We start from the raw sequence: 1,431 nt of genomic DNA, 5'->3' as shown, positions 1-1,431 counted from the left end.
GAGGAGTCTCAATGACCGAGTCAAGCTGCCTGCGCGTCCGGATCGGGGGTGAAGATCCGGTTGTCGCGCAGGAGTGCCCACAGGACGCTGACGCGTCGGCGGGCGAGGGCGATGATCGCCTGGACGTGCTTGCAGCCCTCGGCGCGCTTCTTGAGGTAGAAGTCCCGGTTCGGCCCGTCCCGCATGATGCTGGTCTGCGCGGACAGGTAGAACACCCGTCGCAGGCGGCGGCTGTAGCATTTCGGCCGGTGCATGTTGCCGGTGCGGCGTCCGGAGTCGCGGGGGACGGGCACCAGTCCGGCCGCGGAAGCCAGGTGGCCGGCGTCCGCGTAGGCGGCCAGGTCGCCGGCGGCGACGACGAACTCGGCGCCGAGTATCGGCCCGATGCCGGGCAGGGACTCGATGATCTCGGCCTGCGGGTGGGCGTGGAAGGTGTCGCGGATCTGCTTGTCGATTCGCTTCAACCGGTCGTCCAGGGCCAGGAGTTGCGCGGCGAGGCCGGCGACGATCGTGGCGGCGACGTCCTGGCCGGGCAGCACGGTGCGCTGGGCGTCGGCGGCCTCCAGTGCGGTGGCGGCGACCGCGTCGGCGCCGCGGACCGACCGGCTGGCGAGCCAGGCCGTCAGCCGGGCGCGTCCCCGGCGGCGCAGGGCGGCCGGGGTCTGGTAGCCGGTCAGCAGGACCAGGGCGCCCTTTTGGGAGGAGTAGTCGAAGGCCCGTTCCAGGGCGGGGAAGATGCCGGTGAGCACGTCGCGGAGCCGGTTGATCATCCGCACGCGGTCGGCGACCAGGTCGGATCGGTGCGCGGTCAGCAGTGCGAGGTCCGCCGCGAGCTGGGCGGGCACCTCGATCGTGGTGAAGTCCCTTCGCTGACGGGAGGTTTCGGCGATGACGTAGGCGTCGCGGGCGTCGGTCTTCGCCTCGCCCCGGTAGGCGCCGGCCATGCGGTTGACGGTCCGGCCGGGCACATAGGCGACCTGCTGGCCGTGGGCTGCGAGCAGGGCCAGCAGCAGTGCCGAGGCGGTGCCGGAGATGTCCACCGCCCAGTGAACCTGCTCGGCCAGCTCCAGGATCTCGCCGAGCGCGGTCAGGATCGCCGTCTCGTCGTTGACGATCTTCTTCGACCACAGCGTTGTGCCGGCCTCGTCGACCACAGCCGCCCAGTGATGGCCCTTGCCGGCGTCAACACCCGCCCAGGCACGGACACTTCGCTCTCCCACTCGCCCCTCCTCGATCCCGCCTGCATTTCATTGGCCCGAGGAACACCCCGCCGTCGTCTCCGTAAACAGCGACCGCACATGGCGCGCACATCTCAATCAGCAGCCAGGGCGCCCCGAAGAGCCGGACGGCCACTCCTCGCAAGCCACTGAAGGCAGAGAACCGTTAGCCACATCCGGCCCTCCCGGGCCGACCAACACCTTACGGAGAACC

1 protein-coding gene is annotated in these 1,431 nt (G+C 70.5%); it reads right to left on the bottom strand.

Going from position 1 to position 1,431, the window contains the following annotated elements; translation table 11 throughout:
• Positions 1-20: 20 nt before the first annotated feature.
• The gene (locus OO48_RS33855; protein WP_033223463.1) at positions 21-1,220 is read right to left on the bottom strand and encodes an IS110 family RNA-guided transposase; all 1,200 of its coding nucleotides are present in this window, start codon (positions 1,218-1,220) and stop codon (positions 21-23) included.
• Between the last annotated feature and the right edge of the window lie 211 nt (positions 1,221-1,431).

It is taken from the genome of Kitasatospora phosalacinea (assembly GCF_000716545.1).
In the GTDB taxonomy this organism is placed as follows: Bacteria; Actinomycetota; Actinomycetes; order Streptomycetales; family Streptomycetaceae; genus Kitasatospora; species Kitasatospora phosalacinea.
Note: the sequence above shows the minus strand (reverse complement) of the source record. Positions and strands in the feature narration are given on the sequence as shown.